This is a genomic window from Bacillus sp. FSL R5-0560, assembly GCF_037966305.1.
Classification (GTDB): Bacteria; Bacillota; Bacilli; order Bacillales; family Bacillaceae; genus Bacillus; species Bacillus mojavensis.
In genome coordinates, this window is the sequence record NZ_CP150195.1 from 2,691,487 (window position 1) to 2,705,133 (window position 13,647).

14 protein-coding genes and 3 pseudogenes are annotated in these 13,647 nt (G+C 36.0%); 9 read left to right on the plus strand and 8 right to left on the minus strand.

The genetic code is table 11. From position 1 onward, the window contains the following. Nucleotides 1-19 precede the first annotated feature (19 nt). Nucleotides 20-910 carry a LysR family transcriptional regulator gene (locus tag NST56_RS14315; RefSeq protein WP_268506349.1) on the plus strand — a complete coding sequence of 297 codons (891 nt, stop codon included), beginning with the start codon at nt 20-22 and terminating at the stop codon, nt 908-910. A gap of 765 nt (nt 911-1,675) precedes the next feature. Here the strand turns inward: NST56_RS14315 and NST56_RS14320 are convergent. Both NST56_RS14320 and NST56_RS14325 read right to left on the minus strand, forming a co-directional pair. Continuing rightward, nucleotides 1,676-2,635, minus strand: a complete 960-nt coding sequence (locus NST56_RS14320) for a nitronate monooxygenase (RefSeq protein WP_339177322.1) — start codon at nt 2,633-2,635, stop codon at nt 1,676-1,678. Between the two features lie 171 nt (nt 2,636-2,806). Continuing rightward, nucleotides 2,807-3,232 carry a MarR family winged helix-turn-helix transcriptional regulator gene (locus NST56_RS14325; RefSeq protein WP_010335038.1) on the minus strand — a complete coding sequence of 142 codons (426 nt, stop codon included), beginning with the start codon at nt 3,230-3,232 and terminating at the stop codon, nt 2,807-2,809. A 681-nt stretch (nt 3,233-3,913) separates the two neighbouring features. Between NST56_RS14325 and NST56_RS14330 the strand changes: the two genes are divergently transcribed. Beyond that, nucleotides 3,914-4,309, plus strand: a complete 396-nt coding sequence (locus NST56_RS14330; protein WP_286058284.1) for a VOC family protein — start codon at nt 3,914-3,916, stop codon at nt 4,307-4,309. A gap of 702 nt (nt 4,310-5,011) precedes the next feature. Here NST56_RS14330 and NST56_RS14335 read toward each other — a convergent pair. Then, a complete protein-coding gene (locus tag NST56_RS14335; protein WP_010335040.1) occupies nt 5,012-6,139 on the minus strand; it encodes a tetratricopeptide repeat protein in 1,128 nt (375 codons plus the stop codon). A gap of 185 nt (nt 6,140-6,324) precedes the next feature. On the opposite strand from NST56_RS14335, the gene NST56_RS14340 reads away from it, so the two are divergent. Both NST56_RS14340 and NST56_RS14345 read left to right on the plus strand, forming a co-directional pair. After that, nucleotides 6,325-8,097 carry a T7SS effector LXG polymorphic toxin gene (locus tag NST56_RS14340; protein ID WP_339177331.1) on the plus strand — a complete coding sequence of 591 codons (1,773 nt, stop codon included), beginning with the start codon at nt 6,325-6,327 and terminating at the stop codon, nt 8,095-8,097. A 12-nt stretch (nt 8,098-8,109) separates the two neighbouring features. Continuing rightward, on the plus strand, nt 8,110-8,571 hold the full coding sequence (locus NST56_RS14345; protein ID WP_010335042.1) for an SMI1/KNR4 family protein: 462 nt from the start codon (nt 8,110-8,112) through the stop codon (nt 8,569-8,571). A gap of 75 nt (nt 8,572-8,646) precedes the next feature. On the opposite strand, the pseudogene NST56_RS14350 reads toward NST56_RS14345, so the two are convergent. Both NST56_RS14350 and NST56_RS14355 read right to left on the minus strand, forming a co-directional pair. Then, a pseudogene (locus tag NST56_RS14350) lies at nt 8,647-8,784 on the minus strand (phage terminase large subunit); the annotation flags it as partial. Then, a pseudogene (locus tag NST56_RS14355) lies at nt 8,780-8,905 on the minus strand (hypothetical protein); the annotation flags it as partial. The pseudogenes NST56_RS14355 and NST56_RS14350, both read right to left, overlap by 5 nt. Nucleotides 8,906-9,130: 225 nt before the next feature. On the opposite strand from NST56_RS14355, the gene NST56_RS14360 reads away from it, so the two are divergent. From NST56_RS14360 to NST56_RS14370, 3 genes are all read left to right on the plus strand, one after another. Next, nucleotides 9,131-9,973: a sialate O-acetylesterase gene (locus NST56_RS14360; protein WP_339182241.1), complete on the plus strand. Its 843-nt coding sequence runs from the start codon at nt 9,131-9,133 to the stop codon at nt 9,971-9,973. Continuing rightward, a complete protein-coding gene (locus NST56_RS14365) occupies nt 9,970-10,497 on the plus strand; it encodes a PadR family transcriptional regulator (protein ID WP_339182243.1) in 528 nt (175 codons plus the stop codon). Before NST56_RS14360 ends, NST56_RS14365 begins: the two co-directional genes overlap by 4 nt. A 337-nt stretch (nt 10,498-10,834) precedes the next feature. Beyond that, on the plus strand, nt 10,835-11,149 hold the full coding sequence (locus tag NST56_RS14370; protein WP_326227301.1) for a hypothetical protein: 315 nt from the start codon (nt 10,835-10,837) through the stop codon (nt 11,147-11,149). Nucleotides 11,150-11,243: 94 nt separating this feature from the next. Here NST56_RS14370 and ant(6) read toward each other — a convergent pair whose 3' ends face one another. Continuing rightward, nucleotides 11,244-12,098 (minus strand): aminoglycoside 6-adenylyltransferase, encoded by an 855-nt coding sequence (gene ant(6) / locus NST56_RS14375; RefSeq protein ID WP_326227303.1) that lies wholly within the window; start codon nt 12,096-12,098, stop codon nt 11,244-11,246. 239 nt (nt 12,099-12,337) lie between these two features. On the opposite strand from ant(6), the pseudogene NST56_RS14380 reads away from it, so the two are divergent. Beyond that, nucleotides 12,338-12,610, plus strand: a pseudogene (locus tag NST56_RS14380) (ImmA/IrrE family metallo-endopeptidase); the annotation flags it as partial. 32 nt (nt 12,611-12,642) lie between these two features. Here the strand turns inward: NST56_RS14380 and NST56_RS14385 are convergent. Together NST56_RS14385 and NST56_RS14390 are read right to left on the minus strand one after the other, a co-directional pair. Then, nucleotides 12,643-12,918: a barstar family protein gene (locus NST56_RS14385; RefSeq protein ID WP_010335048.1), complete on the minus strand. Its 276-nt coding sequence runs from the start codon at nt 12,916-12,918 to the stop codon at nt 12,643-12,645. Beyond that, the gene (locus tag NST56_RS14390; RefSeq protein ID WP_339182245.1) at nt 12,884-13,171 is read right to left on the minus strand and encodes a ribonuclease domain-containing protein; all 288 of its coding nucleotides are present in this window, start codon (nt 13,169-13,171) and stop codon (nt 12,884-12,886) included. Before NST56_RS14390 ends, NST56_RS14385 begins: the two co-directional genes overlap by 35 nt. 203 nt (nt 13,172-13,374) lie before the next feature. On the opposite strand from NST56_RS14390, the gene NST56_RS14395 reads away from it, so the two are divergent. Then, nucleotides 13,375-13,641 (plus strand): hypothetical protein, encoded by a 267-nt coding sequence (locus NST56_RS14395; RefSeq protein ID WP_010789291.1) that lies wholly within the window; start codon nt 13,375-13,377, stop codon nt 13,639-13,641. The last annotated feature ends 6 nt before the right edge of the window (nt 13,642-13,647 follow it).

The window sequence follows — 13,647 nt, forward strand, 5'->3', positions numbered from 1 at the left end:
TAAAAAGGTGGATGTTTTAATGGAATGGGAACAATTAGAGTACTTTCAAACTCTTGCTCGTATACAGCATGTAACTAAAGCTGCTGAAACGTTATCAATAACACAGCCAGCACTTTCTCGGTCTATTGTTAGATTAGAAAATTACTTAGGGGTTCCGCTTTTTGATAGACAAGGCCGGTCCATTACATTAAATAAATATGGGGAAAGATTCCTCAAGAGGGTCGATTCCATCATGAAAGAATTTACTGAAGGAAGGGAAGAAATTCAATCCCTTTTACAACCAGATCAAGGTGAAGTGTCTTTAGGCTTTTTACACACACTGGGTACAACCATCGTTCCAAATTTAATTGGAGCATTTAAAGATCAATACCCAAATGTTCATTTCCAACTAAACCAGTCTCACTCTAATCAGCTTTTAGATAAACTAAAATCAGGTGAACTAGATCTCTGCCTGCTTGCTTCTTTTCCAGTCGAATCAAATATAATGTGGAAACCCTTATGGAAGGAGGAGCTCTTTTTATTCTTGCCCAAACATCATGTGTTAGCTACTCGTCAGGAGATTACCTTAAACGACATTGCTCATGAGCCTTTTGTTTTAATGAAAGAAGGTTTTGCTCTTCGAGTAACCATAGATCATATATTTGAACAGGTTAATATTACCCCAAACATCGTATTTGAAGGCGAAGAAGCTGCTACAATCGCAGGTTTTGTTGCAGCAGGTCTGGGCGTTTCAATTCTTCCTGATTTTAAAGGCTTAGACCAAACAAATATCGCAAAGGTTCGCATTAGTTGGCCAAGGTTCGAGCGCACAGTTGGTCTTTCCTGGATTGAAGGGAAGTATCTATCACCTGTCGCTGAAAACTTCAAGCAATATATCATCAATCAGTTTCCTCAAATAGATTCGATATAGTATTAAGTTACTGTTGCTGATGCCAAGTCATGATGCTCCTAGATGGATTTAATAGCTCTAAAAAAACACAAAGAAGATACCAAAATGGCTTTTTGGTATCTCTTTATTAGTTCGAGGCCCTCAATAAAGTGGAAGTATATTGTCAGTTACAGAAGCTTTCAAGCATCTGAAGTTATCCAATACACACTCATTGCATTATTTTATATCTATTTTGGGCACAAAATGGGCACGATTTTTTCCTTCCTTTAGTCCCTAACTTGATCTCCAACTATTATGAAACCAACATTTGAAGCTCTGTCTGTATCTACAAAGTGAGTAAATATTTAAGATGCTATTTAATCCATACTGCCAATGAAAAGTTCAGTCATTGCAGTTTATTTACTTATTTGTTTTCACCCACCATTAAGATTTAGCCAGACGTTCAAGCAGCATCATCCCGTAGGTAATGCTATGTAATAACTGATTATCCTAATGAGGAGATTTTCCGGGAGTATGAAAAAACCGATAGTTTAAAAACCATGAATTTTATATAACCAGTAGGCCCTCAACATAGTAAATCCATATCATTAGTTATGAAAGCTTGTTTTCATTACACTCTTTATGCTCATTTGCCATTAATTCTATACGTTTATATCAATTATGGTTAAAAAATGGTGAGCAAAAAACACCCTCTAGTGTTTGAACTCGCCAAATAGTCCTAGTTATAAGTAAATGTTTCAACTATTGAAAAGTGAATTACACTAAATATTCCGAAGACCCTAATATTTAATTAAAGTCTTGCATTAACGTATCAACCACTTCTTTTGCAGTTCTGATTTCTTTAATTGGCGTAATTCCAGTACCTATAGAAATATAGCCATCGTCTGTATTGCCTTCTAGCATGCCGATACGCATTCCAATTGATCCACGCATCATTTTTGCTATTTCTTCACGACTAACACCTTGTTTATCCATTTCTACTAGTTTATTCGTAAATTTAGTAGGTAAAGAACGATAGTATGCTGGTAAAGTACGGAACATTAGTAAATCTTCTGCTGTAGCATCTACAATCATTTGTTTCACGTTTTCTGCTGCTGGATTTTCTTTTGTTGGAATAAAGACACTACCAGCAAACACACCTTCAGCGCCTAAAGCAAATGCAGCACGCACTCCTCTAACATCTCCAATACCACCAGCTGCCATTACAGGGGTATTTATAGCATCTACAATCATTGGAACAATCGAAAATGTTCCAATAACTCGTTCAGGAACCGTACCACCTTCATCAAATCCAGTCGCTACATAAACATCTATTCCAAACTCTTCTGCAGCTTTTGCATTTTCAATAGTAGGAGTAAGTGGTCTATAAACAATTTTAATATCGTTTTCTTTTAATGGTTTAAAGATTCTTTCATCCAGTATATCGTTCACAAGAACCACAGGAACTTTCTCGTCAATAATCGTTTCTAAAATTGGCCATGTGTAAGCTAAATCACGATTTACGATTACAGGTACTCCAAATGGCTTATTCGTTAATGATTTTGTTTTTTGTATTTCAGTTCTCATTCTTTCCGCACTTATTTCGGGTGAACGAGTTATCTCAACCTGACCGGCATTTGGACCTAGAAATCCTAATCCACCAGCATTGCTTACCGCCGCAACAAATTCGGCATTAGTAACCCAAGACATCGGGCCCTGTATAATCGGCTTTTCTATATTTAATATTTTGCATATTCTATTATTCATTATGGAATCCTCCTGCTCAGATTATTTTCAACCTTCATTTGGTTTAAAGAAATACTTAGTCTGCTAAATAATTTCAGTTTGGCTTACTTATTAGTACAATATTTTGGGTAGAGTATCTTCCAGGTTACTGAATATTTGTTTAGGGTGCTAAATATATATTTGAGAGAAAACTTAGGATAAGTTTTTCTCCATACGCTTTATTAAATCCCTTAATATTAAGCGTTCTTCGGCTGAAATTGACTGTAGTAATTTTTCTTGATGTTCATTCCATTTCATTCTAACAGGTTCTTCTAAATCTTTGCCTTTGTCCGTTAGATAAATTCGCATAACCCTTGCATCTTCTTTATCACGTTTACGGTATATGAAACCATTCTGCTCTAGCGATTTAACCATATTTGTTACTGTAGGCGGTTCGCATTTTAAATGTTCACATAGCTGCATTTGTGTTATTCCATCACCCAACCACAAACGCGAGAGTAAATTATCTTGGCCGACATAAAGATTGAGTTCTCTAAGGCTTTCACTATAATTCCGACGCATTTGGGAAGAAACCTTATCCAAGGACATACGAATATCACAGTCCACACTAACCTTCAAAGATGAACCTCCTCTGCCGAAAAATATTTAGCGGGCTAAATATATCATGGTTGTGTTTTAGTTGTCAACGTTTCTACATTGATTGCTCTTCTTCAGCTGACCTGCTCCGTTTGTGACATAAAACGGTATATCTTTCTTTTAGAATTAAAACAATGCAATTGTTGAACAAAAAATATAAGGAGTGAAACATATTATTCATGTATAACATGTTTCACTCCTTATTTTATATGACTTTTTACAATTTAGGTCTTGATAAACAAAGAGACGAATAATGATAAGGCAAAAATTAAAAGATTTCAATATGGTTTTGTACCTTCATTAAACCGAGTCCCTCAACATAGTAATTCATTACATTCCTTATATTCATTTGCCCTTATTTCCATACGTTTATATGAATTAGGGTTAAAAAGTGGTGAGCACAAACAATAAACGTCCGTACTACCCTTTTATGACAGCGGCAGGAATTTTCTACTTGCCGTCGAAAGTAATTGTCGAAAAGTAATCTAGGAGGATAGGGGGGTTCTTAAGGGACTCAAATGTTCTGATGATGGAAACCAATTTAATGGAGCAACTCCACATGTTAAAAAGATTACAAAAAAGTTTTTTCCTTTTCCGATTTCATTAAGTCGTATTTCTTGTATTCGTAGAAAGACAAATAAAAATGGAAAGGTTGTTGAAATCATGGGAGCACAATTAAACTCTTATCTAATGTCAGAGGACGCAAGAAGCCAGGCGGATTTTTACTTAGAATCACTCGGTGGAGAAATTGTATCACTTAAATCATTCGGTGAGGTACCAGGAACTCCAGAAGATATGAAGGAGAAAGTTATGCATCTGTCTTTGATGATAGCTGGAAACAATATCTTAATGCTTTCTGATTCCTTTGAACAAGTGGTCGGTAATCGTAGCATCAGTCTTGCTTTAACCTATGATAATGAGAGCGAAGCAAGAGAGGCATACACCAAGCTTGGTGAGGGAGGAGAAAACAAATATCCCTTTGCTTTGCAGCCATGGGGCGCACACTATGGAGAAGTGATAGATAAATTTGGTGTTACATGGATGATTACTAAACCGTAAACTATGCAAAATGAATCAGGATTTTATTGAAGCGTTAAAAGAACCATGGCAAAGAAACTCTCTACAAATTTATGTAAGACGTCCATAAGGATATAACGGATTTTTCGAATAACATAAAATATGCTGCTGTCATCACGACATCGACAAATGCTGTTCGCTTTACAACTGGAACTTCCTGAAGACATATTCGATGGTCTATCGGAAAGAAAAACACTGAAGCTCCGTGAAGGGGATTCGTTTAATTCCGGGCAGCTAGTGTTATTGGTCAGCCATGCCTCAAAATTACTTTAAATGTATTTCATTGAGTTAGAAAGATAAGATATTCAACAATCGGGCGTTATTCTTTTATAAGATGGCGTCTTTTTGCATGATTGGGATCCTGAAACCACTTAATTCCCATCTGAGAGATTTCCTGGAGAACCAAAAAGTTATTGCGTGCCCTATTGCCTTTTTCTCTCCCCAAAAGTAAGGTTATGCCTCAAGGATTTAAAGGGGGGACTAATTATATCGCATTTGATTCCATTGTTTCTGTTAATATCAAATAAAAAAACCTCCATTTATGAAGGAGGTTTAGGGTAGTATTATCAAGTTTGAAAACGATCAGAGGCAATATGAAATGTGTTTTGAGTTTGATTTTCTGTTAAAGATCCGAAACCACACACTAAAACAAGTGACAAACCCAGGATTAGGCATACCTTCTTTTTAAAAATCATACAGGCATTCTCCCCTTTGAATTTGTGTTTGAGTCTCAAGCATTTTCTGATGATATACATAGGATGTTTCAAATTCTTTTGAGTTTGCGTAAGCAGCTGCGGTCTCACAGGCAATGTCTTCAATATATGAATAGTTCTTATTCCTTTCTAAGTATTCTATGGTTTTATTAACACCTTGTTGATCCACTGCATCGACATAAAGAGCATTTAAATATCCCTGTAATTTTGCGAAAAGCTCATCACCTTGATAAAGAGCTGCTGACAAACCTTTCTTACTTACTTGGATAGCCTCATTCATTTTTCCTTGTTTAAAAAGGATTTTTGCATAAGAAAATAAAGAATGTGGCAAGTTTGTGAGTTTTTCTTTTTCTGTAATCTCCACTGATTGCTTTATGTATACTTCCGCCTGCTCGTAATCACCACTGTCAGCAAAATTAGTGCCTAAATTATATAGTGCAGAACTAATCAACCTTTTGTTATTCAATTCCCTAGATAACGCTAATGCCTTTTCAAGATGCGGCTGACTTTTTTCGTAATGTTTAAAATCAGTATAATTCCCTGAGATAACAAACATACATTGAACTTTTCGCACCTTATAAAGTTCATATTGATTATAAATATCCAATGCTTGTTTAACGTGATGCATAGACACATGACTTTGCTTCATACCATAATATGCTTCAGCTAACTTAAAATGAAACTCTGCCCTTTCGATCTCATCAGGGACATGTATAAGCTGCTTTTCAGCTTCTCTATAATAGTAGATAGCTTTCATGTATTGCTTCTTATCAAACTCGTACATCCCTCTGAAAAACAGAGAATAATACGACAACAGGCCAGATATGCCTTTATTTGAAGTCTCAATTTTTTCAAGAAGTTCGTCAATAGTTGGTCTTATACGTGTTGTTACGGGTTCCAAATAATCTAACATGAGCTGATGACGGAATTTCATTAGGGAGAAGTAAATGAGTAAATACTCATCTTCCTCCATCCGTTGGATTTCTTGCTCCACCTCTGCCTTTAAAATCTCTGCATCCGGGACACTAAATTGACGTATCATTTTATACCATTCATTGATCTTTACGCCAACTTCTGACGATGATAAAACCGGATTCACAGGACCCCTCCTTTTATGTCTTTTTATGTAATATTCTAACATTTCCAAAAAGTGTTTAGACCGCAAAAAAACCGCAAACTTTTTATTCGGTATCTTTGATATGGTCAATCAAGATAATTTTAAGTCCGCTTCTTCTTTTTTCCATGGTAATATTTTGTTATACAATTAAATGAGAGGGTATGATTATGAAAGTCTTTGAAGCTAAAACCCTTATGTCTGAAGCTACAGACCGCGCCAAAGAATATAAAGATTTAAGGATGCAAATGGTCAACTTGAGAAAAGCTTTACAAAGCGTCGCTGAACTGGATGACAGCGAATTCTCTGGTAAAGGCGCTAATAATATTAAAGCATTCTATCACGATCATGTTGGTGTCACTGATCAATGGATCGACTACATTGACATGAAAATCGCATTCTTTAACAGCATTGCTGGCGCTGTCGAGGACAAAGGTCTCTCTGATGCTTATATTGATGAATCTTTTCTAGAACATGAGCTGGCTAACGCTCATAAAAAATCAAAGTCGATTATGTCTGAACAGAAAAAAGCCATGAAAGATATCCTAAACGACATTGACGACATCCTCCCGCTCGACCTGTTTTCAACAGAAACCTTCAAGAATGAGCTTGCGGATGCCAATGACAAACGCAAGAAAACAATTGAAAAACTAGGTGACCTTGACGAAGATTTACTGACAGAATATGGTCTCTCAGAACCAAATGAACAATTCATCAAGTCAGATTTCCAAAAGCTCCAAGAAGCAACGGGCAAAGGCAAAAACGCTACACCCATTCACTACAACGCTAAGGCATATCGTGAGAGTGATATACATAAGAAAAAAGGTGATATTGAGAAACAGACTGAATCCTATTTGACGATTAAGAAGAAGGAAGAAAAAGAACGAGAGATTGAAAAACTAAAAGAAAGACTAAAGAATTACGATTATGCAGATGCTGATGAATTCTATTCAATGGCCAAAACAATTGGGTATGAAAATCTAACAGCAGAACAACAAAGATATTTCACACAGATTGAAAACACACGTGAGCTAATGGCTGGAGCCAAAGGGACTGTTACAGCACTTTATGATATGACAGCTGAAACATTAGACTATATGGCACACAATCATCCTGTCGACATGCTTATTAATTCTGCAGTTGCGGTTTATTATTATGATTCCACGTTTAACTCTATTAAAGATGCGATTATAACCTCCTATGTAAGAGACGTAAAGAACGGAGACACAGAATCAAAGGCTCATTGGTTTACGTATGCAGCAGTAAACATCTTTGCTTTAAAAGGTGCTGGTTCAGTTGCTAAAATAGGAGTGAAAACAGCTGGAAAAGCTGTAGTAAAAAAAGTGTCTAAAAAACTGGATGAAACTCCTGATCCACTAACAGCAATTAAACCGTTTGTTATGCGAGAAGATGTTGTTGTAGCAGGTGGCATGCCATATAATGTCATCAACGATGTGAGCGCTAAAGACAGGCTGCTTCAGCTTGCTAAAAAGTTAGATGAAAGCAGAAAGCCGTTTACTGGTAAGGAAATAAATCTTCCTTGGTTAAATAAAGAAAAGTATAGTGCGGTTGAAATAGACGGCAAAGTAAAAGTTAAAGGACAACCTAGAGATGTTAGCCGTAGAGTATACACAATGAAAGACATTGATATTAACAGAGTAGACCCAGATACAGGGAAAACGAATCTTCAGATAATGAAAAAAGGAGATGCTCCTTACGCTAATGATGGAACCAAAGTTAATTTGCATCACCTTATCCAAGAAGAGAGTGGTACAATGCTTGAAATACCCGAAAGCTGGCACAACAAATATAGTAAAGTGCTGCATGGCTTGAAGGGAAATGGACAGAGCTTTAGAAATGATCCAATACTTGAAAAACAGTACAATAATTTTAGAAAGAGATATTGGAAATGGAGAGCTAAACAATTCGAGAATCAAGAGTAAGAGGTGACTTTAATGAACTATTCACAAGTTGAGCAATTTATTAGAGAGAATGCAGAAGATGACGATTTTACGGGTGGAATTAGCAATGATAAAATTAATGCTATAGAGGAAAAACTAAACGTTAAATTACCCAACAGTTATAAATGGTTTCTTGAGAAATATGGATCTGGTGGAGTTTATGGAGTGAATATACTAGGTCATGGTAAAGCTACTGCAAGAGTGGTTACAGTGACTGAAGAATACAGGAAGTACTATGATTTAATTGATGGAATTGTGGTTATCGAATATATAGATGAATTTTCTTATTGTCTTGATACAAACAGAATGGATGATGATGGAGAATGTCCGGTTATCCTTTGGGACAATCAAGAGGGTTACGGTCGAACTGTGGCCCGTAACTTTTTAGAGTTTTTAATGGAGGATCTTGAGGAATCTAAAGAAAACTGGGAAGAAGATGAAGACTGGGACGATTAAGTCAGAAGGATTGCAATATAGAGCCCTCATTATATGAGAGGCTCTTTTTCACTTCAATAAATGCTTCTAGTTTCGCTTTCGTATCAATTTCAGAACAATCTTGAGTGCCACATGATAGCTTCTGGATGATCCATAACCACCTACTAAGAATTGAAATTTTTGATTCCAGACAAAGAGAAATTCTTTAAAATGAGGATTTACTTGTTAAATCACTGTCATCACCTTTGTTCACAATGGTGATTTCAAAAGGTTTATCTTCTTCTGTAAGTTCTTCAATCTCTAATTTTTTCTTGTTAATATTTAAGCGCATATGCTCCAATTCTTTCTTCTTTTTTGAGATTGTGGAAGATCGTTATTGAACTAAAGCCCCCGATAGTTGGATAAGAAAAAGCAAAAGAACTTGCTATTCCTCAAATACATCCACCAAATTTTCAATGTTAGTTTGTTTTTCATACATACTCATAATAAAAGTAAAACCTTATTAAAACTTTACAAGACAAACTGAATTGGCTATAGTCTAATTAGACTAAAATATTGATGTAAAGAAGTGAAAAATGAGATGATAAAGTCTTTTTTAATGTTGGGGCAGTCAAATATGGCGGGCCGTGGATTTTTGAATGAAGTAGACCCTATCTATAATGAAAAAATAAAAGTGCTGCGCAATGGACAGTGGCAGATGATGACAGAGCCGATTAATTACGACCGTCCGGTTTCCGGCGTTGGCTTGGCGGCATCTTTTGCAGATGCATGGTCGAAAGCTCATCCCGATGAAGAAATTGGCTTGATCCCTTGTGCGGAAGGTGGCAGTTCATTGAATGACTGGCATCCGGAAGGCGTCCTTTTTCAGCATGCTTTGTCCGAAGCCCGCTTCGCCCTGCGGTCCAGTCAAATTTGTGGAATCCTTTGGCACCAAGGTGAGAGTGACAGTTATCGTTCGCTACATGAAACGTATTACGAGAAATTAACTCTTATCATCGAGACGCTAAGAAACGAGTTGAAACTTGATGAGGTACCGTTGATTATTGGAGGGCTTGGTGACTTTCTTGGGAAGACCGGCTTTGGGCAGCACGCGACTGAGTTTCGACAGGTTAATGAACAATTGCTGCGTTTTGCTAATGAACAACAGAATTGTTATTTTGTTACTGCAGCAGGTTTGACTGCGAATCCTGATGGCATTCATTTAGACGCAGTTTCACAACGCAAATTCGGTTACCGCTATTTCGAGGCTTTTTCGAAAAAGTACCATATCCTGAAACCCATTTCGGGAGAGGAGCAATCACTGAAAGTGAATGGTGACTATTCTAAAACAGAACAGATTTACCTTCATAGTATGGATTTGGCTTCGGGTAAAATCACGTTCGCGGAATTTGAGGCGCGGATGGCGGAGGTGATGAAACCATAATTCCCTTACTTATCCTTGGCTTGCTTATCCAAAATCCCGGAGCTCACGGCTATGAACTTCTGGCCTTAATGGAAAAACGTCATTACAAATACATTGTTAACTTCACGAAAGGTTCATTTTATTACAATCTGCAGCAACTTGAAGAAAAGTGTTTTATTGAACAGATTCAGGAGAAACCCTCAACCAGTGGGCGTGAAATCCGTAACTTTAAAGTCACAGAATCGGGAAGGGCAGAATTCGAGAAATTAATGATCAAATTCGGCACCAAATCGGAATATGTGAACCTGCAATTTTATGGGGCGTTACTCTTTGCCGATGAATTCGACAAAAATAAATTACTGGATCTGATCCAATCACAAATCGACCAGACTAAAACTCGAATCGAGCTCCTTGATGAATACCTGTCCATCACTCAAGAAATTCCCGGCACAATCAATTACTTTCGCCGTATGAACGAAAATTCCCGTTCACATCACTTGGTTAATTTAGAGTGGTTCGAAAAATTGAAAGCAGAAATAGAGTGAACGATTGCATAATAAAAAAATGCAATGTTAAATGTAGTTACCTAAATATAAAACCTGTGTCGTAGATATCTAGTAACATCATTGATACAGGTTTTATACTCCTTCTTTAATTAAACCAGTAATAGGATTGTCAACACTTGCCCCCAACAAGAGCAAGTGAATCTGCTGCGTGTTCTTCTTTTCAATCCTTCGTATTAATAACCACGATTTACACCGTTATCTTTCTCATTTATGTTTCTTATATATTCTAATATATAAAAATGAAGTTGCTGATTACATAAGGAGCGTTTATTGTGAAGAGAACCATTGAGTTTTTTTAAGTTTGATAGGGAGCCTTTTGGGTGGTGTAGCATCTATTCTAGCTTTAGGTATCGCCTACCTTGATTTATTTTTTCATTTGATCAGATACTTTGAAATGACAAGCGACCTCCTTGTTGGGGCATGGGTATCTTTGATCTTTTCATGCGTTGGGTTTACCGCTTCAATTGTTGTCTTATTCAAACCAAAGTTGAGCAGTGTTTTACTTTTTATCTCAGGAGTTGGAGGACTTATATGTATTGATTGGTTTTACTTAATACCAGCTATACTTATGATCATCCCTGGAATCATGGTATTTGTAAGGAAAGGAAAAATGAAGACTGAAACAATTTAGAGAAGAGTATTATGATAGACTCTTCTTTTTTCATTAGTTTAATTTCTTCTTTGTACACAAGAAAACCTCCCGCTAAGGAGGCGGGTTTATGCATTCATTTTAATGAGTTATAAATACTTTCCGTATACTTCGTGATAACTTTTTCATAATCTGGATACTTATATCTAAGACTTTTTGATACAACTTTTGAATATTTGCTAAATAATTCATAGCAAGTAAATAACGACTTCCACATTTCTTGATACCCATTCATAGAATATGTAGACATTAGCTCTTCCCATTCTTTATTTGAAAGGTAACGGTTAATAAATTTATAGTTCTTCCCCATACTAAATGTATACCCTTGCTGGGATGCAATATGCCATGCCATCATTCTCAATAAATTAGGACGTACAATCTCATTTAAATGGTCAATTGCAAAAAGTATTTCTTTTCTTGCTAATCCTTTTACTACGTATGTCGAAACCATCCAGAACTCATTACAGCAATCATCAAATTCCCTTGCAGAAGGCTCTTTAATCCAATATTGACGATCATTTGGGATTACTTTATTTTTGATGAAATTATCCTTATCAAGCAAGACCTCAACCAAACCATCGTTCTTAGCAAAATAATCTTCTACTTCACTGATTGGAATAAGGGTTAGATCTAATTTGTTACCATCCTCAAAAAGAATGATGTATGAAAACCAGTTACCTAATTCGGGAGGAAAAAGTTCCATATCTTCGGGTTTTTGCATCATAATCCGAGTACCAAAGAATTCAAGCCACCGATCATTTTCTTTAAAAGATTCCATATCAGTTACAAAATAAGAAATGTCATAGTCTTGGAAGTTGTCGGGGAGAATATTTCTGTTTGTACGTGATCCTTCCAAAGTTACCAATCGGATTCTTTCATCATTCAAAGCAAAGTCTAAAAAAATGTCCATCATTACCTGTTCACTCCGCATTGCATGTATTCCTCCGTTTCAACTTTTTCTTTTTGCAGCCTAAATACCTCTAACTCTAAAACCGAATATGGCTCTAATTATGAAACAAACACTTTTCATTATCGATTATTGTCATTAATTACTTAGCAGCTCTTCAAGAAACTCTTAGATGCATTTTCCCGTGAAAAAAGTCTTAGTTTTCCCTATAATATTTCACGAATCCAATTTTTAGATTGTCGTCTTTAAGGAGGTTTTTCATCTTGAGGTATACAAACAATCATTTAGAGGTTTGGATTGAAAACTTATACAGGAAGATTGATATGACAGAGCCTGAACGAATTAATTTTGAACGGATTTCCGAGTCTTTAGATATCAGGCTCTCATTTAAACCTGTTACAAGCTTCGCGCTAAAATACAGTGGAATTTATAATATATGCTTGGACAGCCGAAAAAGCCGAGTTGAACAATGGTATGATTTCGCGCAAGTTTTCCATATATAGACATGAAGGCGATAAAAAACAATGCCAGCAACTCTTTTCAAGTTCACAAAATCAAAAAAGAAAGTCTACTCTATTATTATTTTAAACTCATCCTCTAATTCCTCTTGAGCCTCGTGTAAAACTTCTAATGTATCATCAGCGTATGAACCTAAAAACTTTTTACTAAACTCAAAATGTCTCCAAACTAAAGTTTGCGGCAACTCTATCCACCCTGTAAGGCAATCCCATAAAGCATCTAAATTTTCCCCATAGTAGTCTGGGAAGTCTAATTTATCTTTTAATGCATTATGTAACCCTTCTTTATTTTCAAAATCTTTTCCATCTACAATTATTTTTTTCATTAAAAACTATGTCCTCCATTATTATATTTTTAACTAACGTTTTAGAATGATCTGTTGTTTTATATATTAATCCATCATTCGAATAGAGTAATCTGACATTCCCTCTGTAACCTGTGATATAGTTTATATCAGCTTCACGCCACACTGTATTTTTAGCTTCAGGAAGACGTTTTTCTCTGTTTTTGTAAATATCTCCCCCGATACTTTTCCCCGGTGCTACTTTTAATAAATTTACCTTTTTTGCTTTCCTAATTTTCTTGCTTCTCCTTTATTTATGTAATTTTCCGGCACCGGCCATTGATCGCCATCTCATCCATACTGAGCAACACCCCATTTCACATTAGAGTTGCTGAACCATAGAGCCAACTGTTGAACCTCTTTCACCATCCAGTGATAGCTGTTGATTAGATTTTCCGTTATCCTTAAAGAACTAATACATATAAGCAGGAGCTAGCCATGATTGAAAAATACACAACTGAAGTTTCTTTAGACTTTTTTAATGGTGATGAAACAGATTTAAAGGATACAATTGAGGAGATTAGACTTTTTGCAAAGACATATGAGAACGATAAAGTAACCGTCCTAAGTGTTACTGAAAACGAATCTTCAAAGGGAAAAAACTATAAAGTTCTTTTACAGCACGAAAGAGATACAGATAATCTAGGACGTAAATATGAATATGATGAAGAAAAACTATTCGGTTTCTTTGAAGATGAAGAATAGTTATTC